Genomic DNA, 17,799 nt, shown 5'->3' on the forward strand with positions numbered 1-17,799 from the left:
GCGCGATCCGGTTCGCGCCGGGCGGGGATGAGGGCGGGTCGAACGGTGCCCGCGACATCACGGAGGCGCCCCCGCACGCGACGGCGCTCGCGGGGATCCACCGGTCGTACCAGATCACGAACCTCTTCCCGACGCTCACGGTGCTGGAGAACGTCCGGATCGCGGCACAGGCGGCTCGCGGCAGGGACGCCTGGAAGCTGTGGCGGAACGTGCGCTCGTTCGACGCCCACTACGAGGAGGCGTCCGCGATCCTGGAGCGGATCGGGCTCGCATCGGAGGCCGAGACCGTCGCGGAGAACCTCAGCCACGGCGAGAAGCGCAGCCTGGAGGTCGGCGTCGCGCTCGCCGGCGACCCCGACCTCCTCCTGTTGGACGAGCCGACGGCCGGCGTCTCCAGCGAGGGCGTCGACGACGTGGTCGCGCTGATCGAGGACGTGGCCGCCGATCACTCCGTAATGTTGATCGAGCACAACATGGAGGTCGTGATGGGGATCTCCGACCGGATCGCCGTGCTCCACCGCGGCGAGCTCATCGCCGACGGCCCGCCCGAGTCGGTCCGCGGCGACGAGGCGGTCCAGGAGGCGTACCTCGGTGGGTACGGTCGCGAGGGCGACGCGACCGACGGCGGCGACGGAGGCAGCGCCTCCCCGGCCGCGACCGACGGCGGCTTCCCGCCGGGCGCACCTCATCGCGGAGGTGGTCGGCGGTGAGCCTGCTTGAGCTCGACGATGTCCACACCTACTACGGCGAGAGCCACATCCTCCAGGGGCTCGACCTGTCGGTCGAAGACGGTGAGATCGTCGCGCTCGTCGGGCGCAACGGGGTCGGGAAGACGACGACGCTCCGGACCGCGCTCGGGCTGACGCCGCCGCGGCGAGGGACGGTGCGGTTCAAGGGCGAGGACGTGACCGGCACCGAGCCGCACACGATCGCCGACAGCGGGATGGGGTGGGTGCCGGAGGACCGCCGAGTGTTTGCACACCTCACGGTCGCCGAGAACCTGCGGGTCGCGGCGCACGCCGCGGTCGACCCCGACGCCCGGCTCGACGAGGCGTACGACCTGTTCCCGGCCTTAGAGCGGTTCGCCGACAAGGAGGCCGGCGACCTGAGCGGCGGCCAACAGCAGATGCTCGCGATCGCCCGCGGGATGTTGGGCGACAACGACCTCCTGCTCGTCGACGAACCCAGCGAGGGGCTCGCGCCGCAAATCGTCTCGGACGTGGTCGAGGCGCTGCGAGCCGCCTCCGCCGACACCACCATGGTGCTCGTCGAACAGAACTTCCGGCTCGCGATGGATCTGGCCGACCGGTTTTACCTCGTCGACCACGGCGTCGTCGTCGAGGAGGGCGACACCGCCGGCGTGACGAGCGACGACGAACGCATCCGGAGGTATCTCACCGCATGACTGGGGCGACATCGGTCGCGATCGGGGTGGCCGACCCCGCACCGTTGCTCGCGACGGGCGGCGCCCTCGACGGGGCTCGGACCGCCGTGCGCGTGCTGGTCGAGGGGCTCGGCAAGGCCGCGGTGTACTTCACCATCGCCGTGGGTCTCACCCTCGTGTTCGGCCTGATGGGCGTGCTCAACTTCGCGCACGGCGCGGTCACGATGGTCGGGGCGTACCTCGGCGGCCTCGTGCTCGTGTTGGTCGTCGGCTCCGGGACGGGGACGCTCGCGACGATCGGGCTCTTCTTCGTCGCGATGGCGATCGTGTTCGCGGTCGCGACCGCGGCCGGCAGCGCCATCGAGTTGAAGCTCATCCGGCCGATCTACGACCGGACGCCGACCTACCAGATCCTCCTCACGTTCGGCGTCTCGCTCATCATCGAGGAGGTCGTCCGGATCGTGTTGACGCTGCGGGGCATCCAACCGGACCCGCAGTGGCAGGCGCCGATGGGAACCATCCCGGACGTGCTGTTGGGCCGGACGGATCTCTTCGGGATCGCGGTTCGCCGGCTCTACCTCTTCGAGGTCCTGATCGGCGGCATCGTTCTCGTCGCCGTCTGGCTGTTCCTCACCCGGACGCTGTACGGGCTCTACATCCGGGCGGGCAGCGAGGACACGGAGATGGTTCAGGCGCTCGGGATCGACGTGCGGCGGGCCTTCACCGTCGTCTTCGGCGTCGGCACCGGCCTCGCCGCCGTCGGCGGGGTCCTGCTGATGTGGGATCCGATCTGGGGGCCGAGCGTCCTGTTGAGCATCGACGTGTTGCTGTACGCGTTCGTCGTCGTGATCATCGGGGGGCTCGGCAGCTTCCGGGGGACCGTCGTCGCCGCGGGGATCGTCGGGATCGCCGACTCCGTGACGACGTGGCTGTTCACCACCGGCATCGTCACCTTCTCGGGCCTCTCCGAGGTGACGATCTTCCTGCTCCTGGTCGGCATGCTGGTCGTCCGTCCGCAGGGTCTCTACGGCGTCGAGGAGGTGGGCGGCCATTAGCGATCCTGGTCCCTCCGACGACGGCGGGACGGACGCCGCCGCGCCCGACGAGACCGAGGGTGAACGGGGCGAGCGTCACAGCGCGGAGAGCGAAGGCGATCGCAGCGTGAGCCTCTCCGAGTACGCCCGCGACCACGCCGTTCACCTCGCGGTCGCGCTGGCGTTCCTGCTGTATCCGCCGGTGAACGGCGCGCTGTTAGCGTCGCCGCTGGCCGACGAGACGACGGCGTTCCTGCCGGGAATCACGTTCATGATCGTCGTGTTGTACCTCGGGCTGTTCGCGATGAGCTTCGACTTCATCAGCGGGTACACCGGGTACCTCTCGTTCGGTCACGCCGCCTTCTACGGCACCGGCGCCTACTTCGTCGCCCTCGCCGCCAACGGACAGATCCCGGGCGTCCCGGGAGGCACGCCGTTCATGATCACGCTCCTGCTCGGCGCGGTGCTCGCGGGCGGGGTGGCGTTGGTGATCGGCTCCGTCTCGTTCCGGCTCACCGGGGTCTACTTCGCGATGATCACGCTCGGGTTCGCGCAGGTGATCTACGAGCTGATCCGGTCGTGGGGGTACGTGTCCTCGAATCCGACAGAGGGGACGACGATCGGCGGCGACGGCCTCGCGATCGGCGTCCCGTACGTCGACGCCCTGAGCCTCAAGGTCGGCCGCCTCACCGGCGACAGCATCCAGAACCTGCTCGGGCTCGGGATCGACGTGTCGGCGACCGTCGTCTCCTACTACGCGCTCGGGGCGGTCGTCCTGGTCTCGTACTTCGCCATGCAGCGGATCCTCCACTCGCCGTTCGGGCGGGTGATGGTCGCGATCCGCGAAAACGAGGAGCGCGCCCGGGCGGTCGGCTACTCGACCTACTGGTTCAAGATGGCCGCGTTCGCCATCAGCGGGTTCTTCGGGGCGATCGCCGGCGGCATCTTCGCGGCGTACTCCCGGTCGGTGTCCCCGGACAACTCGTACTTCTTCCTCGTCACCGCCGACGCGCTGATCACCACGATCATCGGCGGGTTCGGCACGCTGGCCGGGCCGCTGTACGGCACGGCGTTCCACCAGTGGCTCGAGGACGTCCTCTCGACCGAAAGCGGCGGGCTCGCGACGTACCTCCGGGAAGGGCTGCCGGAGGCGGTCCTCGGCGCCGACCTGTTCGGCGTCAGCCTCGAACTGTTCGTCAACACCGCCGTCGACGGGCGAGCGCCCCTCTACCTCGGGATCGTCTTCGTGCTGTTCGTGCTGTTCGTCCCCAACGGTATCCTCGGGACGGTCCGGGACCGGCTCGACGGCGCCGTCGGAAAGCGGCTTCCGGAGCGACTGCGGAGGTACCGACGATGACGGTCGGAATCACCGGACTCGACACGTACGTCCCCTCGGAACGGATCACCGGGGCGGAGATCGCGGAGATCAGCGGGATCCCGGAGACGGTCGTCGTCGAGAAGATGGGCGTCGCCGAGAAGCGGGTCTGCCCGCCCGACGACGACCACGCGACGGACATGGCTGCCACGGCCGCTCGCGGGGCGCTCGCCGACGCTGGGGTGGCGCCCGACGCCGTCGATCTCGTCCTCTACCACGGCTCGGAGTTCAAAGACCACGTCGTGTGGTCGGCCGCGGCCGCGATCGCCGAGGAGATCGGCGCCGAGAACGCCTACGCCACCGAGAGCTACACGCTCTGTGCCGGCGCGCCGATCGCGCTCCGGCAGGTGACAGCCCAACTGCAGGTCGAAGAGACCGACACCGCCCTGCTCGTCTCCGCGAGCCGCGAGGAGGACCTCGTCGACTACGGGGACGAGGACGCGTCGTTCATGTTCAACTTCGGGAGCGGCGCGAGCGCGTTCGTGGTCGAGTCGGACCCCGGCGACCGCGCCCGGGCGACCGTCCACGCGAGCGCCGCCGAGACCGACGGCTCCTTCGCCGACGACGTGGTGATGCCCGCCGGCGGATCGAAGCGCCCGCCGAGCGAGGAGACCGTTCGCGAGGGGCTCCACACGCTCACCGTTCCCGACCCGGACGGGATGAAAGAACGGCTGGCTCCGGTCTCGCTCCCGGCGTTCTGCTCGGTCGCGGATGCGGCGCTGGAGCGGTCCGGCTTCGAACGCGACGACCTCGACTTCGTCGCGCTCACCCACATGAAGCGGTCGTTCCACGAGCGCGTGCTTTCCGAGCTCGGGCTCGACCCGGAGCGCGACGGCTACTACCTCGACGAGTACGGCCACGTCCAGAGCGTCGATCAGGCGCTTGCCGTGGAGGAGGGCGCGGCGGCCGACCGGCTCACCCCCGGCGATCTCGTCTGCTTCCTCGCCGCCGGGACCGGATACACGTGGGCGGCGACGGTGCTCCGGTGGCACGGCTGACCTGAGTGGCGGCCGACACGTCGTTTCGTCTCCCGCTTGCCCGGCGTCACCTCACCGACCGGCGCCGTCCTGCCTCGGTTACCCGTCGTCGTGCGGGAGCGACAGGACGATCGCCTCGCCGTCGAGGACGCGCTCCTCGCGCGCGTCGACGAACGCCTCCGTCCGCACGCGGAGCCGGTCGCTCTCCAGTTCCTCGATGACCTCGACCGCGGCCCTGACCATCTCGCCCGGCCGAACCGGGTCCTCGAAGGTGAGGTCCTGCTGAAGGTAGACGATGTCTCCCGGCAGCGACGCGAGCGCCGCCGAGACGGCCGCGGCCGCGATCATTCCGTGAGCGACCCGGCCGCCGAACATCGTCTCCGCGGCGTACGACTCGTCGAGGTGGATCGGGTTCTCGTCGCCGGAGAGTGCCGCGAACGCGTCGATCGTCTCCGTCGTGACCTGTACGTCGTGGGACGCCGACTCGCCGACGGTCGCAATTGGCATGGGTACCGGATCGACCGGGGGCCGCCTCAATCCCGGGGTTCACCCTCGAACCTCTGCGGGGCCATCGTGCACCATATGACTATATATCACTATATATCTTACTTATTTTTGGGCCGGTGAACACGTTGTACGACGAGAGGTCTCCCGATAGTTTGTTTGTACAGTAGTATATCGGCGCCTAGAGGAGTTCAAACGGCAATATATATTTCGGATAGGTTTAAGGGAGACGGAGTGTGACTGCTACGTATGGAGACGAGGAAGGTGCAAGTCACCGGCGGTTCGACGTACACGGTCTCGATTCCGAAGACGTGGGCGACGGACAACGGCGTCGAGGCGGGAACCGAGATCGAGTTCCACCCCGACGGTGACTCGCTGTTTCTCACCCCGCTTTCCGAAGAAGACCGCACCCGCGGGACCCTCGACATCTCGGACCTGTCCGGGCAGGCGCTCACCCGCGCGGTGACGACGATGTACGTCAGCGGGTTCGACGTGATCGAACTCGAAGGCCCCGAGATAACCACCGAGCAGCGGTCGACGGTTCGCGAGGCCGTCCAGGGGCTCGTCGGGCTGGAGGTGTTAGAGGAGACTCGCGATCGGGTGGTCGTACAGGATCTGCTCGACTCCTCCGAGCTGTCGATCCACAACGCCGTCACCCGGATGCGACTGATCTCGCTGTCGATGCTCGAAGACGCCATCGCGGCGCTCTCCGAGCGCGACCACGACCTCGCGCGCGACGTGATCGGGCGGGACGACGACCTCGACCGGCTCTGGCTCGTCGTCTCGCGGATCTTCCGGGCGACGCTCCGGACGCCGAAGGCGGCCGAGGAGCTCGGGCTCCCGCGCGAGGAGTGTTTCGACTACCACTCCAGCGCTCGCCAACTCGAACGGATCGGCGACCACGCGACGAAGATCGCCCATCTGACGCTGAGCATCGAAGAGCCGCTGCCCGACGACGTGATCGAGGCCGTCAACGAGCTCTACGGCGACGCGGTCGAGGTGATCGACACCGCGATGGACGCGCTGTTCGCGGACGAGAGCGAGGATGCGACGCGCCTCGCGAACGAGGCGCGCACCCGCGTCCGGGCGATCGACGAGCGGGTGCGGGCGATCGACGAGCTGCTCCGGGATCTGGACCCCGCCCGCGCGCAGCTGCTCGGGCTGGTGGTCGACTCGGTGCTCCGCTCGGCCGATTACGGCGGCAACGTCGCGGAGACGGCGCTTCAGAAGGCCGCGCCGACGCCGTGACTCTCGGCCTCGAAACGCGGCGGCCGGGCAAGCGGGTTTTTTGGGCGTCGCCGCCGGATCGATCAGCATGCCTGAGATCGAACTCGGCGTGCCGAAAGGGGTCGTCGAGTCGCTGCCAGAAGAGGACGGTACCGCCGAGCAGGACATGCGACGCGCGATCGCCGGGATCCAGTCCCGACTGAACGACGAAATCGCGGACGCGGAGCCGGGTGAGGCGGCCGAAATCGTCGCCGACGCGGTCGAGCGCATGGAAGCGCAGGCGAGCACGTACCACGAGTTCGTGCCGGAGCTGCGCGCGTGGGGACAGTCGCCGATATACGCCATCGCGTGGCGGAACCTCTACGTGGAGCTCATCGGGCAGCTGTATGAGCACGAGTGGCTCGGCGACGATCTCGGTCGCGAGCGTAATTTCCGGCTCGTGGAGGACGGGATCCGCCTGTCCGATCTGTAGGCGACGCCGACCGAGCCGCGGTGTCGCCCGTTTTTAAGCCGCCGCGGCCCGATGGGTACCCATGGAACTCGAACTGCGGTTCTTCGCGACGTTCCGCGAGGCCGCTGGGGGGAAGACCGTCACCGCGGAGTTCGCGGACGGCTCGACCGTCGGCGACGTGCTGCGGGAGCTGGAGGCGGAGTACGAGGGGATGGACGGTCGACTGATCGTCGACGGCGACCTCGCCCCGCAGATCAACGTCCTGAAGAACGGCCGCGAGGTGCTCCACCTCGACGGGCTCGAAACCCCGCTCGGCGACGGCGACCGGCTCTCCGTGTTCCCGCCGGTCGCTGGCGGGTGCGAGGCATGAGCGACGCCGGCGGCCAGAGCGACGCCGAGAGCCGCCCGCCCGCAGAGGAGGGTTGGACGCGCGAGGAGGTCGCGTACCGCGGGATCTCGCGGCGGCTCGCGGCGCACTACCTCGTCAACCTCGGCGGCGAACTCGTGGGCACCGACGATCCCGCGGAGGCGACCCGCGTGGACGGCGACGGGTGGCGCGCCGCGCTCAGCGCGGAGACGGTGACGGCCGCCGGCGCCATCTCGCTCACGGAAGTGACCGCGTCGTTCGCGGGCGACCCCGACGCGCTCGCGGCGCTGCTCCCGAAATACCGGCAGAAGGCGATGCGAGCGGGTGGGTGATGAGCGACGGGAGTTCGCCGACTGACGGCGCTCGGGACGCCGACCCCGCCGACGGTGACTCCGGTTTGCCCGGCCCGTACCCGATCGAGGGGACGGCGCTCGTGAAGACGGCGGCGCTCGCGAGCGTCCCCGCCGAGCGCCTCCCCGAGCTACTCGCGCGGGTGCAGGCCCACCTCGGGCCGAACGTCGACGAATATCGGCGGCGGTACGAACGGATCGCGGCGGAGCCCGACCGCGAGACGTTCCTCGTCGAGCCCGACCACTGGGAGCGGGTCGCCGACCGGCTCGGGCTCACGGACCGGGAGCGCGACGCCGTCGCCCGCGCCCACGAGACAGCGGTCGAGCGCGCCGGCGACGACGACCGGCGGGCCGAGTTCGAGACCGCGCTGGAGATCCGATCCGGCGTCGTGATCGGCGTCTCCGAAGCCCGCGACGAAGCGTGACGCCCCGGTTGCGGCCATCGACGCCTTTTCGCCTCTCCGCGCAGACGTGCCGCCATGCGACTCGCACGCCTGCTTACGCCTGACGGCCCGGTTTCGGGACGCTACGAGGACGGCGCAGTCATCGCCGCGGACGGTCGGTACGAGGTCGGGCGGGACGGGCGGCTCCTCCCGCCCTGCGATCCGAGCGCGCTCTACTGCGTCGGTCGGAACTACGCGGAGACCCTCGACCAGATGGAGTACGAACGCCCCGAGGAGCCGGACTTCTTCATCAAGCCGCCAGCGAGCCTGCTCGCGCACGGCGAACCGATCCGATACCCCGAGTGGACCGACGAGCTGACGTACGCCGGCGAGCTGGTCGCCGTCATCGACGAGCGGTGCCGCGACGTCGAGCCCGCGGACGTGCCCGACGTGGTCCGCGGGTACACCGTGATGAACGACGTGGACGCGTTAGACCAACAGGGTCGGACCGCGCGCAAGGCGTTCGACGGCTCCGCGCCGCTCGGCCCGTGGATCGAGACCGACGTGGACCCGACGAGCACCGATATCTCGACGACCGTCGGCGGGGAGCAGCGACAGGACGCCAACACGGAGCTGATGCTGTTCGGCCCACACGAGATCGTCTCGTACCTCTCGAAGCGGTTCACCTTCGAGCCCGGCGACTGCATCGCCTTCGGGAGTCCGGCGAACCCCGGGCTCGTCGAGCCCGGCGAGCGCGTCGAGATCACCTACGAGGGCGTCGGGACGCTGTCGAACCCGGTCGTCGAGGAGGCGTGAGCGAATCCGCCGCGCCCGTCGTCACGTCGGGGGTCGCTTCGGGACCGACAGGGCGGTTCACTGACGGGCGGCGAAACGGCGGTGGCTGGTGCGCTTATACCCGCTGACGCCGTTGCGAGCGGATGGCAACGTCACAAACACCGTCTCCGAACCCGGAGACGGGACGCAGTCTCGCCCGCTGAACGAGCCTGAGCGTCGGCGTCGCGGTGATCGCCGTCCTCGCCGCAGGGCGCTCGTCGGGCGAGCGTCACCGCGGGAGTCGGCGCCGCCGTGGTCTACGCCCTCCTCATCCGGTTCACCGACACCCCGGTCCGGAACTTCGTCGCCGTGGCCGGGGTCGTTTTCGTCCTCCAACTCCTGCCCGTGTTCGCGATCGCGCCGTCGCTCGGCGTGACGCCCGTCGGCCAGACGGTCCTGGTTGTCCACCACGCCATCGTCGCGGTCCCGATCGTCGCGTTCCTGATCGGTCTCGTCCCGCGATAGCCCTCCGACCCGTCTCGCCGGACTCCGATCCGTGCCGCGTCGTCTCCCGAACCGGAGTCAGGGGACGCCGTTCGACACGCCGACGGTTCCGGGTCTCCGTCTACTCGGTGGTCCGCATCGGTTGTCGTTCCCCGTAGGTGAGCGTCCGCCACACCCACTCGACGGGACCGAACCGGTAGCGTCGCAGCCACAGCACCGAGAGGACGATCTGCGCCGCCCAGACGGCGGCGACGAACCCGAGCTGTTCGACCCGGCTCACCGAGCCGAACAGCCCGAATCCGTGGCCGTAGAAGACGGTGGTGGCGATCACCGTCTGGAGCAGGTAGTTCGTGAACGCCGTCCGGCCGACCGCGGCGAGCCCGCGAGTCACTGGCCCGTTGGGTCGCCGCCGGGCGTACAGCATCACGAGCCCGAGGTAGCCTCCGGCGAGGGGGAAGCTGCCGACGTAGATGAACTGTCGCCAGTACAGCGCGGCCCCGGCGCTCCACTCGTTGGCCTCGATGTAGACGACGCCGGCGACGGTGATCGCGAGGCCGACGACGCCGAGCGCGACGAGTTTGCGGTACAGGGCCGTCGACCGCTCGCCGGTCAACACGCCCCAGCGGTACAGCGCCATCCCGATGAGCATGGTGCCGCCGACCTGCCAGAAGCTCTGGTTGATGTAGCCGGTCGTCTGCCGATCGAGCGACGAGGGGACGCGGTGGTCGAGCTGTTCGAACCACCCGCTGCGGTACGTCGCGACCTGCTGTTCGATCGCGGCTCGCGCCGGCTCCCACTGCGACGCGATCGCGTCGCCGCCGATAGTGGCCGCGACGAGCAGCTCGACGACGGGGAGGAACAGCAGGAACACCACGCCGACGCCGGCGAGCGTCCGGGGTTCGAGGTCGCGGAACGCGACCACCACCAGCGCGGTCACCCCGTACGCGACGAGGATGTCGCCGTACCACAGCAGGTACGCGTGCATGAGTCCGATCGCGATGAGGATCGCGGTCCGTCGGTAGTGGAGCCGCAGCGCGTCCTGTCCCTTCTCCTCTTTGCTCTCGATGAACAGCAGGATCCCCGCGCCGAACAGCGCCGAGAACAGCGTGATGAACTTGTTCTGACCGAACACGTGGCTGACGGCCCACGCCCAGTAGTTCGCTCCCGTGAAGTCGCCGTACACCGTCGGATTCAGGAGCGTCTGCTCGGGCATCGCGAACACCCAGACGTTGATGAGGAGGATGCCGAGGAGGGCGATCCCCCTGAGCGCGTCGAGGCTGACGATGCGTTCGGAGGGCGGCGTCGGGCCGGCGTCGCGAGTCACGAGTTGGTTCCCAAGAGGGAACGGAGGACCGAATAGGTTCGGATAGCGAGCGTGTCGCGTTAGCCGAGGCGGACGGCTTCGCCGCGCTCCGAGGACCGGTAGATCGCGTCGATGACGCGCTGGACGGAGAGCGCCTCCTCGACCGTGTTGATATCGGGAGCCTCACCCGCGGCGACGGCTTCGAGGAACGTCGCCTGTTCGGCGGCGTGGCTGTCGCCCTCCCGCGTCTCGATCTCGGTGTCGGCGAAGTGGTGGTGGTCCCCGTCGAAGGCGGTCGCCTCGTGGAACGTGAGCTCGTCGCTCCCGCGGTCGAACGTCGCGCCGGCCTCCGTCCCGCGGACCACGAACTCGTCGTTCGTCGGCCGGTTCGTCGCCCACGCGACCTCCAGCGAAACGGTGTCGCCGCTTGCGTCCCGGATGAACGCCGACGCCGAGTCCTCGACGTCGAACCCGTCGGCGCCGTTGTCGTCTCCCCACATGTGGACGAACGTGTAGTCGTCGCGGTCGCCGAACTCCGAGCGCGTCTGCCCGGACACCTCGACGACCTCGGGGTGATCGAGGAAGTAGAGGGACAGGTCGATCGCGTGGACGCCGATGTCGATGAGCGCCCCGCCGCCGGCGACGTCCTTGGACGTGAACCACGAGCCGCGGCCCGGGACGCCGCGCCGGCGGACGTAGTTCGCCTCGACGTGCGTCGTCTCGCCGAACCGGCCCGCCGCCTGATACCCCTTCAGCACCTGGACCGGCTCCGCGAAGCGGTTGTTGAACCCGACCATGCAGAACCCAGCTGCGTCGCGGGCGGCCTCGGCGATCCGCTCCGCGCTCTCGACGGTGTGCGCCAGCGGCTTCTCCAACAGCACGTCGAGCCCCGCTTCGAGCGCCGAGGTCGCGTACGTCTCGTGGAACCGGTTCGGCGTCGTGATCAGGACGGCGTCGCAGGCCTCGTACAAGTCGTGCTCGTCCTCGTAGGCGTGCACGCCGAACTCCTCGTGGAACCGCCGGCGCGCGTCCGGGTCGATATCCATCCCCCCGACGAGGTTCGCGCCGCGATCGGACAGCTTCGTCGCGTGGTGATTGCCGATCCCCCCGAGGCCGACGATCCCGACGGCCACGTCGTTCGCGTGAGTCATAGGGAGAATTCACAACGAATGTCGTTAAGGCTCACGCTCCGGGCAGCGGGGAGCGAGGCGGTTAGAGGCCGCGTTAGGGCGTAGCGGAGCGGACGGAACGAGTCACAGCGCCGCTGCGAGCGCGGCGAGGAGCACGTCGAGCAGTTCGATCAGCTGTTCGACCGCCCCCGAACCGGCACCGAGCCGCTCGCCGTCGGTCAGGAGCCGTTCGATCCGCGCTGCCTCCCGGTCCCACACGAACCGACCGAGGAGCCAGCTGCTCCCGAGGAACGCCAGCGTCGCCAGGAGCCGCGAGACGAGGAGCAGCCGCAGGAGAAGCGGTAACAGCAGCACCGCGGCCACCGCGCCCACGACGAACGTGACGACCGACGCCATCGACTCGCCGAGCCCCGGTTCGACGATCCCCGTCCCCGTGAGGAAGACGAACCCCCCGACGGCGGCGGCGAGCGCGCTCCAGACGACCGTCGCGAGGAGCCGCACGTGGCCGTCGTACCCGGCGCCGGCGTCCGCCGGCACGTCGTCGTGAACCCAGGGGTTCCGCATGGTCTACGTGGCGTTTCCGCCGGCATATACCTCGCTTCAAATACCCGAAACCCGACGGGTGAGATAAATCCCGACCGGGCCGAGCCGGGCGCGGCTCACCGGTCTCGCGTCATCCACTCGCTCGCCTGCGGCTCGTCCGGATCGGTGACGACCTCGATCAGCGCGGGTCCGTCGTGGTCCAACGCGGACGCCACCGCGCCGCCGATCTCGTCCCGGGCGGTGACTCGCTCGGCGCGGACGCCCATGCCGGACGCGACGGCGACGAGATCCAGTCCCGCGTCGGTCCAGCCGTACGCGCCCGCCGGGAGGTCGTACGACCGCGACGCCTCCTCGCTGATGATCGCGTAGTCGTCGTTGTTGAACGCGACGACGGTCACGTCGAGTTCGGCGGCGGCCAGCGTGTGCAGCTCGTGTACACACATCATGAGTCCGCCGTCGCCGGTAAGCGCTACCACGTCGCGGTCGGGGTTCGCGAGCGTCGCGCCGATCGCCGAGGGGAGCCCCGTCCCCATCGTCGCCCACGACCCGGGGTTCACGTACCGCGAGGGGCCGCCCGCGGGGAACGCGACGAGCGTCCACAGCCGGAACCCGCCGGCGTCGGCGGTGACGACGGCGTCCGACGGGAGCGCCCCTCGGACCTCGCGGAGGACCTCGACGGATCGGAGGGGGTCGTCGGGACCGCGATCGTCGGCGACCGCCGCGAACCGCTCCCGATCCGCGGTCCGAACCGCCTCGGCCCGCGCCGCGCCGGATGTGAGGGGAGACGACTCAGCCAACCGGTCCGCGAGCGCCCGGAGACACCGGTCGGCGTCGGCGACGATCCCGATGTCGGCCTCGTAGCCAAACCCGATGTCGTCGCCGTCGAGCGTGACGTGAACGAGCGTCTCGGGCAATGACACCGACCACGAGGCGGTCGCGACCGCGTCGAGGTCGGAGCCGACGACGAGCCCGCGGTCGGCGTCGGCGAGCAGCTCGCGGAGCTCGCTGCTCGCCCCGCCACAGAGCACGCCCGCGGAGAGGGGGTGGGTCTCGGCGAGCGTTCCCTTCCCTTTGTACGTCGTGACGACGGGAGCGTCGAGACGCTCGGCGACCGCGCGGAGCGACTCGCTCGCACCCGCGCGCCTGACGCCGCCGCCCGCGAGGATCACCGGCGCGTCGGCCCCGGCCAGCAGGTCGGCCGCGCGATCGGCCGCCTCCGCGGGAGGTACGGGCGGCGCGGCCGGTTCGCGCTCTCCGACCGCCGGCTGCGGCGTCCGGCTCGCGAGCACGTCCTTCGGGATTCCGACGCGGACGGGGCCCTGCGGGTGTTCGCGGGCGACGCGGATCGCCTCGGCCACCGCGGGGACAGCGCCGGCGGGCGAGTCGACGAGGACGTTCTCCTTGACCACCGTGTCGTACGTCTCGGGCGGCGTCTCGTGGATCCCGTCCCCGCCGCGGACCTCGCGCTCGGTCTCGACCGCGAGGTGGAGGAGCGGGACGCAGTCGTTCAAGGCGTTCTTCAGCCCGTTCATCGCGTTCATGTCGCCCGGACCGGGGACGACGATCGACGCCGCCATCGCGCCGGGGTCGCTCGTCTCCGCGTAGCCCCACGCCTGGTGAGTCACGGCGGTCTCGTGGCGCGCGACGACGAACCGGGCGTCTCGCTCACCGAGCGCCCGGTTCAGCGGGAGCGTCTGTTTGCCGGGAATCCCGAACGCAGTGTCGATCCCGCGGTCGAGCATGCAGTCGACGACCGCCTCGGCGACGGTGGGGGCGTCGACCGCGTCGGGGCCCGTACCGGTCGGGGACTCGTCGGTGTCCATACCGCGAGGTCGACGGAGCGGGTGTTGAAACCTTCGGCGGCGCGGCGGTCACCGGCGTCACGACCGCGGAGCCACCCGAACGGATACGGTGCTAGCAACGAGAACGCAGGCATGGTCGACATCGCGGTCCAGCTGTACACGTTGCGCTCGCTCGACGCGCCGATCACGGACCTGCTCGACCGAGTCGGGGAGGCCGGCTACGACGGCGTGGAGTTCGCCTACCGGGTGGACGACGCGCCGGTCGAGGACGTGCTCGCGGCCCTCGATCGGAACGGGCTGGAGGCGGCGTCCGCGCACGTTCCCATCGAGGCGTTGGAGGAGACTCCGGTCGAGGCGTTGGAAGCCGCGTTCGACGACACCGTCGACCTGTACGGCCGACTCGGCGTCGATACCCTCGTCGTGCCCTGGCTCGACCCGGACCACTTCGAACGTGCCGCCGCGGTCGACGCGGTCGCGGCGCGGCTCGACGACCTCGCGGACGCCCTCGACGTAGAGCGCGTCCAGCTCGCGTACCACAACCACGATCAGGAGTTCGCGACCGTCGACGGCGCGCCCGCGTTAGAGCGGCTGATCGACCGCACCGACGCCCGCATCGGGTTCGAGATCGACGTGGGGTGGGCGCTCGTCGGCGGGTCGGACCCCGCGGCCCTGATCGACCGCTACCCCGATCGCATTACGCACGTCCACGCGTCGGACGCCGACGTCGACCGCGGCGAGCTGGTCGAACTCGGATCGGGCGACGTGGAGCTCGACGCGGTCGTCGCGAGCGCCCAGCGCGCCGACTGCGAGTGGCTCGTCTACGAGCACGACGACCCCGCGGAGCCGCTCGCGTCGATGGAGTGGGGAGCGACGGCGCTGCGGGACGCGCTGGACTGATTCGACCCGGACAGTCGCCTCCGGCGGTCAGACGGTCGCCGAGTGCCGGTCAGGCAGTCGCCGAGCGTCCGACCGAGGCCTCGCCTACTCCGCGACGTTCGTCTCCCGCACGCGGATCCCCTTGCGCGCGAGGTGTCGCATCTGCCGCTGGGCGAACTCCTCCTCGCTCGACCCGCGGGTCGCGAGGACGTAGACGAGCGCGGAGCCGGTCGGGCGCATGGTGCGACCCGCGCGCTGCGACCCCTGCCGGCGCGAGCCGCCGAGGCCGCTGGCGACGACCGCGAGCTCGGCGTTCGGGAGGTCGATCCCCTCGTCGCCGACGCGGGAGACGACGAGGGTGTCGAGGTCGTCGAGGTCGTCGTCGGCTCCGCCGGCCTCATCGCGGTTTCCGCCCGCTTCGCGGAACCGTCGGAACAGCTCCGCGCGTTCGTGATGGGGCGTCTCGCCGCTGATGAAGGGGACGCCGAGCGCGTCGGCGATCGCTTCGCCCTGATCGAGGTACTCGATGAACACGAGCGCCTTCTTGTCGCGGTGGGCGGCCAGCAGGTACCGGATCTCCTCGATCTTCGCGGGGTTCTCCGCCGCGAGCCGGCGCCGATCGCGGCCGTCGGCGCTGGCGTACTCGTTCCGGGCCATCTCGTCGCGCCACGGGACGTACCGGATCTCTACCTCCGGCTCCTGCACGAAGCCGGCGTCGAACAGCTCGTCCCAGTCGGCGCCGATCGGCCGACCGATCAGGGTGTAGATCTCCTCCTCGCTGCCCGTCTCGCGGACCGGAGTCGCCGAGAGGCCGAGTCGGTGTTTTGCTTGCAGCTCTGCAGATCGTGAAAATATAGGGGCGGTGATGTGATGGGCCTCATCGAAACAGATCAGCCCCCATTTCCGGGAGTCGAACAGGGCGCGGTGGCGGTCCATGCCGGCGGTTTGGTAGGTCGCGATCGTCACCGGCCGGATCTCCTTCTGTCCGCCGTGGTACTCGCCGATGTCGGCGGGATCGATCGTGGAGTGTTCGAGCAGCCCCTCGCGCCACTGGCCGGCGAGTTCGCGAGAGGGGACCAGGATCAGCGTCTCGCCGCCGACGGCCGCGATGGTCGCGATGGCGGCGACGGTCTTCCCGGAGCCGGGCGGGCCGACGTACACGCCGGAGCGCGCGTCGAGGAACGTCTCGACCCACGTCTCCTGATACGCCCGGAGGTCGGTCGTCAGATCGACGTCGACCGGGTCGCCCACGTCGAGGTCGCGGTCGTCGTCGACCGGGTAGCCGGCGTCGTAGAGGGCGCGTTTCACCTCGGCGACCGCGTCCTCGTTCACCCACGCCTCGGTCTCGGAGATGGGCGCTCGGAGGTGGGATTCGTCGAGGTGTTGGTCGGCGACGTTGCCCATCAGGCTCTCGGACGCGGCCTGTAACACCACGTAGCCGTCCTCGTGCGTGTACAGCCGGAAGCGATGCGCCCGGCGCCACTGGTCGCGGACCCACTCTTCGAGGTGGTCGAACCGGCGGGGGAGCACGGAGCGGAGGCTCGCGATGAGGCCGTCGGCGTCCTCGAACGGTGCGGCCCACACGTCCACCTGTCTGATCCGGTAGAGGTACCCCCGCGTGCCGGGGTCGGTGCCGGTGGTGTCGACCAGGTGCGCGAACTGCGAGAGCCGCGCGCGGGTGAACTGCGTCGGGCGGTCGACCACGATCTCGCGGCGGTCCGGGAACGCGACGACGCGCTCGCGGGTCGCCAGCCGCCCCCAGTCAGTCGGGTAGAAGACGACGGGGTCGCTCTCGACGTCGAGTCGGTCCACGTCGCCGCGGTCGACGAGCGCCGCGAGGGCGTCGCGCGCGGCCGCCTGCGAGGTGCCGAGCCGCCGCGCGACCTCGCTCGCGGTCGCCACCGGTCGCTCTTCGGCCTCCAGCGCCTCGTGAAACCGATCGAGCGAGAGCGCTTCGGAGGCGTCGTCGTCCGGAGAATCGGGGTCCGTACCGGGATCGCTGACGACGGGGTCGCCAGCGGCGGGATCACCGGAGTCGTCGGTCATTGCCTCCGGTTCGGTCGCGAAGCGGAAATGGATAGCGTCCGCGACCGGCCCGATCTCTGTCGGCTCGGGGCCGGCCACTGACGCGATCCTGGCTACTGATTCGGCCACGCCTGCTGACTCGGGTCCGACTACTGACCCGACCGCCCGCGACAGCCGCGGCCCGTGATCGCGTCTTTCGACCGGAACCGACAGCCGCAGGCCGTACAGCGGACGAACGGGTCGCCCGGCTCGGTCTCCAGGCGGTGTTCGCCGACGACGAAGGGGCGGGTCACGGCACAGGGGCGGATTCGGTCGGGGATCGGCGTCGAGGCGGACTCGCTCAGCGCCGCCCGCACGGCGATGGTGTCGACGTCGACGGGGTCCCAGCGCCGGGCGTCGAGTGCCGCCTCGCGGTCGGCCACCTCGGTCCAGCCGGTGACGACGACCGGAGAGTTCGTCTCCGTGTCGCTCACGACCACGACGAAGCGGATCCCGCCGTCGACGAGGGCGAACCGCCACCCGTCGGTCCGGTTCCAGCGCAGCTGGCCGTTCCGGATGGCGTCGCTGACGGTCCGGGTCGAGACGTATCTGCCGGGCTGTTCCAGCCGCTCACGGAAGTGGTCTGTGAGGGCGTAGAGCCCGGGATCGCGGACGGGAGGGTCCTCGGGCGTTCGACCGGCCGAGGGACGCTTCCCCGCCGTCGGGTTCTGACTTCGGGGCGCGTTCGCGTCGGCCCCGTGCGGGAGGGAGTTCGATCTCGTTGTCGCCCGCCGGCGAGACCCCGCCGGCG

At 70.2% G+C, this 17,799-nt stretch carries 20 protein-coding genes; 13 read left to right on the forward strand and 7 right to left on the reverse strand.

The genetic code is table 11. From position 1 onward, the window contains the following. The 5 genes from DJ69_RS05415 to DJ69_RS05435 all read left to right on the forward strand — a co-directional run. The coding region (locus DJ69_RS05415; protein ID WP_099254664.1) for an ABC transporter ATP-binding protein at positions 1-710 on the forward strand (710 nt) is incomplete at its 5' end. Next, positions 707-1,405, forward strand: a complete 699-nt coding sequence (locus tag DJ69_RS05420; RefSeq protein ID WP_099254665.1) for an ABC transporter ATP-binding protein — start codon at positions 707-709, stop codon at positions 1,403-1,405. The genes DJ69_RS05415 and DJ69_RS05420, both read left to right, overlap by 4 nt. Next, positions 1,402-2,439, forward strand: a complete 1,038-nt coding sequence (locus DJ69_RS05425) for a branched-chain amino acid ABC transporter permease (protein ID WP_099254666.1) — start codon at positions 1,402-1,404, stop codon at positions 2,437-2,439. Before DJ69_RS05420 ends, DJ69_RS05425 begins: the two co-directional genes overlap by 4 nt. Before the next feature lie 106 nt (positions 2,440-2,545). Next, positions 2,546-3,775 (forward strand): branched-chain amino acid ABC transporter permease, encoded by a 1,230-nt coding sequence (locus tag DJ69_RS05430; protein ID WP_245851532.1) that lies wholly within the window; start codon positions 2,546-2,548, stop codon positions 3,773-3,775. Beyond that, the gene (locus tag DJ69_RS05435) at positions 3,772-4,791 is read left to right on the forward strand and encodes a 3-oxoacyl-ACP synthase (protein ID WP_099254668.1); all 1,020 of its coding nucleotides are present in this window, start codon (positions 3,772-3,774) and stop codon (positions 4,789-4,791) included. The genes DJ69_RS05430 and DJ69_RS05435 overlap by 4 nt, the downstream gene beginning before the upstream one ends. Positions 4,792-4,869: 78 nt before the next feature. Here the strand turns inward: DJ69_RS05435 and DJ69_RS05440 are convergent, their stop codons facing one another. Continuing rightward, positions 4,870-5,277 (reverse strand): MaoC/PaaZ C-terminal domain-containing protein, encoded by a 408-nt coding sequence (locus tag DJ69_RS05440; RefSeq protein ID WP_099254669.1) that lies wholly within the window; start codon positions 5,275-5,277, stop codon positions 4,870-4,872. 246 nt (positions 5,278-5,523) lie between these two features. Between DJ69_RS05440 and DJ69_RS05445 the strand changes: the two genes are divergently transcribed. The 7 genes from DJ69_RS05445 (at position 5,524) to DJ69_RS18790 (ending at position 9,351) form a co-directional block, all read left to right on the forward strand. Next, on the forward strand, positions 5,524-6,522 hold the full coding sequence (locus DJ69_RS05445; RefSeq protein ID WP_099254670.1) for a phosphate signaling complex PhoU family protein: 999 nt from the start codon (positions 5,524-5,526) through the stop codon (positions 6,520-6,522). A 67-nt stretch (positions 6,523-6,589) separates the two neighbouring features. After that, the gene (locus DJ69_RS05450; RefSeq protein WP_099254671.1) at positions 6,590-6,973 is read left to right on the forward strand and encodes a hypothetical protein; all 384 of its coding nucleotides are present in this window, start codon (positions 6,590-6,592) and stop codon (positions 6,971-6,973) included. Positions 6,974-7,034: 61 nt separating this feature from the next. Then, positions 7,035-7,322 carry a ubiquitin-like small modifier protein 1 gene (locus DJ69_RS05455; protein ID WP_099254672.1) on the forward strand — a complete coding sequence of 96 codons (288 nt, stop codon included), beginning with the start codon at positions 7,035-7,037 and terminating at the stop codon, positions 7,320-7,322. Beyond that, positions 7,319-7,651 carry a hypothetical protein gene (locus DJ69_RS05460; protein WP_099254673.1) on the forward strand — a complete coding sequence of 111 codons (333 nt, stop codon included), beginning with the start codon at positions 7,319-7,321 and terminating at the stop codon, positions 7,649-7,651. The genes DJ69_RS05455 and DJ69_RS05460 overlap by 4 nt, the downstream gene beginning before the upstream one ends. Further along, the gene (locus DJ69_RS05465; protein WP_099254674.1) at positions 7,651-8,094 is read left to right on the forward strand and encodes a hypothetical protein; all 444 of its coding nucleotides are present in this window, start codon (positions 7,651-7,653) and stop codon (positions 8,092-8,094) included. The genes DJ69_RS05460 and DJ69_RS05465 overlap by 1 nt, the downstream gene beginning before the upstream one ends. Before the next feature lie 54 nt (positions 8,095-8,148). After that, entirely contained in the window at positions 8,149-8,868 is a 720-nt protein-coding gene (locus DJ69_RS05470; RefSeq protein WP_099254675.1) for a fumarylacetoacetate hydrolase family protein, read from the forward strand. 270 nt (positions 8,869-9,138) lie between these two features. Then, positions 9,139-9,351 (forward strand): hypothetical protein, encoded by a 213-nt coding sequence (locus DJ69_RS18790; protein ID WP_245851534.1) that lies wholly within the window; start codon positions 9,139-9,141, stop codon positions 9,349-9,351. Between the two features lie 100 nt (positions 9,352-9,451). On the opposite strand, the gene DJ69_RS05480 is transcribed toward DJ69_RS18790, so the two are convergent. The 4 genes from DJ69_RS05480 to DJ69_RS05495 all read right to left on the reverse strand — a co-directional run bounded on the left by DJ69_RS05480 (position 9,452) and on the right by DJ69_RS05495 (position 14,129). Continuing rightward, the gene (locus tag DJ69_RS05480) at positions 9,452-10,654 is read right to left on the reverse strand and encodes a DUF418 domain-containing protein (protein WP_099254676.1); all 1,203 of its coding nucleotides are present in this window, start codon (positions 10,652-10,654) and stop codon (positions 9,452-9,454) included. A 59-nt stretch (positions 10,655-10,713) separates the two neighbouring features. Further along, complete coding sequence (locus tag DJ69_RS05485) at positions 10,714-11,784, reverse strand: Gfo/Idh/MocA family protein (protein WP_099254677.1); 1,071 nt, start codon at positions 11,782-11,784, stop codon at positions 10,714-10,716. 102 nt (positions 11,785-11,886) lie between these two features. Continuing rightward, positions 11,887-12,327 carry a hypothetical protein gene (locus tag DJ69_RS05490; RefSeq protein ID WP_099254678.1) on the reverse strand — a complete coding sequence of 147 codons (441 nt, stop codon included), beginning with the start codon at positions 12,325-12,327 and terminating at the stop codon, positions 11,887-11,889. A gap of 95 nt (positions 12,328-12,422) precedes the next feature. Then, positions 12,423-14,129 (reverse strand): thiamine pyrophosphate-binding protein, encoded by a 1,707-nt coding sequence (locus tag DJ69_RS05495; protein ID WP_099254679.1) that lies wholly within the window; start codon positions 14,127-14,129, stop codon positions 12,423-12,425. A gap of 111 nt (positions 14,130-14,240) precedes the next feature. Here DJ69_RS05495 and DJ69_RS05500 point away from each other — a divergent pair, with 111 nt between their 5' ends. Further along, the gene (locus tag DJ69_RS05500) at positions 14,241-15,005 is read left to right on the forward strand and encodes a sugar phosphate isomerase/epimerase family protein (protein WP_099254680.1); all 765 of its coding nucleotides are present in this window, start codon (positions 14,241-14,243) and stop codon (positions 15,003-15,005) included. An 84-nt stretch (positions 15,006-15,089) separates the two neighbouring features. Here DJ69_RS05500 and DJ69_RS05505 read toward each other — a convergent pair whose 3' ends face one another. Together DJ69_RS05505 and DJ69_RS05510 are read right to left on the reverse strand one after the other, a co-directional pair. Further along, on the reverse strand, positions 15,090-17,030 hold the full coding sequence (locus DJ69_RS05505) for a DEAD/DEAH box helicase (protein ID WP_099254681.1): 1,941 nt from the start codon (positions 17,028-17,030) through the stop codon (positions 15,090-15,092). Positions 17,031-17,158: 128 nt separating this feature from the next. Then, the coding region (locus tag DJ69_RS05510) for a hypothetical protein (RefSeq protein WP_245851536.1) at positions 17,159-17,799 on the reverse strand (641 nt) is incomplete at its 5' end.

This window comes from Halorubrum persicum (genome assembly GCF_002727125.1).
GTDB classification, from domain to species: Archaea; Halobacteriota; Halobacteria; order Halobacteriales; family Haloferacaceae; genus Halorubrum; species Halorubrum persicum.

Coding starts and splice junctions, on each gene's coding strand:
- DJ69_RS05425 (WP_099254666.1), top strand. CDS start 1,402: ATGACTGGGGCGACATCGGTCGCGATCGGGGTGGCCGACCCCGCACCG.
- DJ69_RS05435 (WP_099254668.1), top strand. CDS start 3,772: ATGACGGTCGGAATCACCGGACTCGACACGTACGTCCCCTCGGAACGG.
- DJ69_RS05440 (WP_099254669.1), bottom strand. CDS start 5,277: ATGCCAATTGCGACCGTCGGCGAGTCGGCGTCCCACGACGTACAGGTC.
- DJ69_RS05445 (WP_099254670.1), top strand. CDS start 5,524: ATGGAGACGAGGAAGGTGCAAGTCACCGGCGGTTCGACGTACACGGTC.
- DJ69_RS05450 (WP_099254671.1), top strand. CDS start 6,590: ATGCCTGAGATCGAACTCGGCGTGCCGAAAGGGGTCGTCGAGTCGCTG.
- DJ69_RS05455 (WP_099254672.1), top strand. CDS start 7,035: ATGGAACTCGAACTGCGGTTCTTCGCGACGTTCCGCGAGGCCGCTGGG.
- DJ69_RS05460 (WP_099254673.1), top strand. CDS start 7,319: ATGAGCGACGCCGGCGGCCAGAGCGACGCCGAGAGCCGCCCGCCCGCA.
- DJ69_RS05465 (WP_099254674.1), top strand. CDS start 7,651: ATGAGCGACGGGAGTTCGCCGACTGACGGCGCTCGGGACGCCGACCCC.
- DJ69_RS05470 (WP_099254675.1), top strand. CDS start 8,149: ATGCGACTCGCACGCCTGCTTACGCCTGACGGCCCGGTTTCGGGACGC.
- DJ69_RS05485 (WP_099254677.1), bottom strand. CDS start 11,784: ATGACTCACGCGAACGACGTGGCCGTCGGGATCGTCGGCCTCGGGGGG.
- DJ69_RS05490 (WP_099254678.1), bottom strand. CDS start 12,327: ATGCGGAACCCCTGGGTTCACGACGACGTGCCGGCGGACGCCGGCGCC.
- DJ69_RS05495 (WP_099254679.1), bottom strand. CDS start 14,129: ATGGACACCGACGAGTCCCCGACCGGTACGGGCCCCGACGCGGTCGAC.
- DJ69_RS05500 (WP_099254680.1), top strand. CDS start 14,241: ATGGTCGACATCGCGGTCCAGCTGTACACGTTGCGCTCGCTCGACGCG.
- DJ69_RS05505 (WP_099254681.1), bottom strand. CDS start 17,030: ATGACCGACGACTCCGGTGATCCCGCCGCTGGCGACCCCGTCGTCAGC.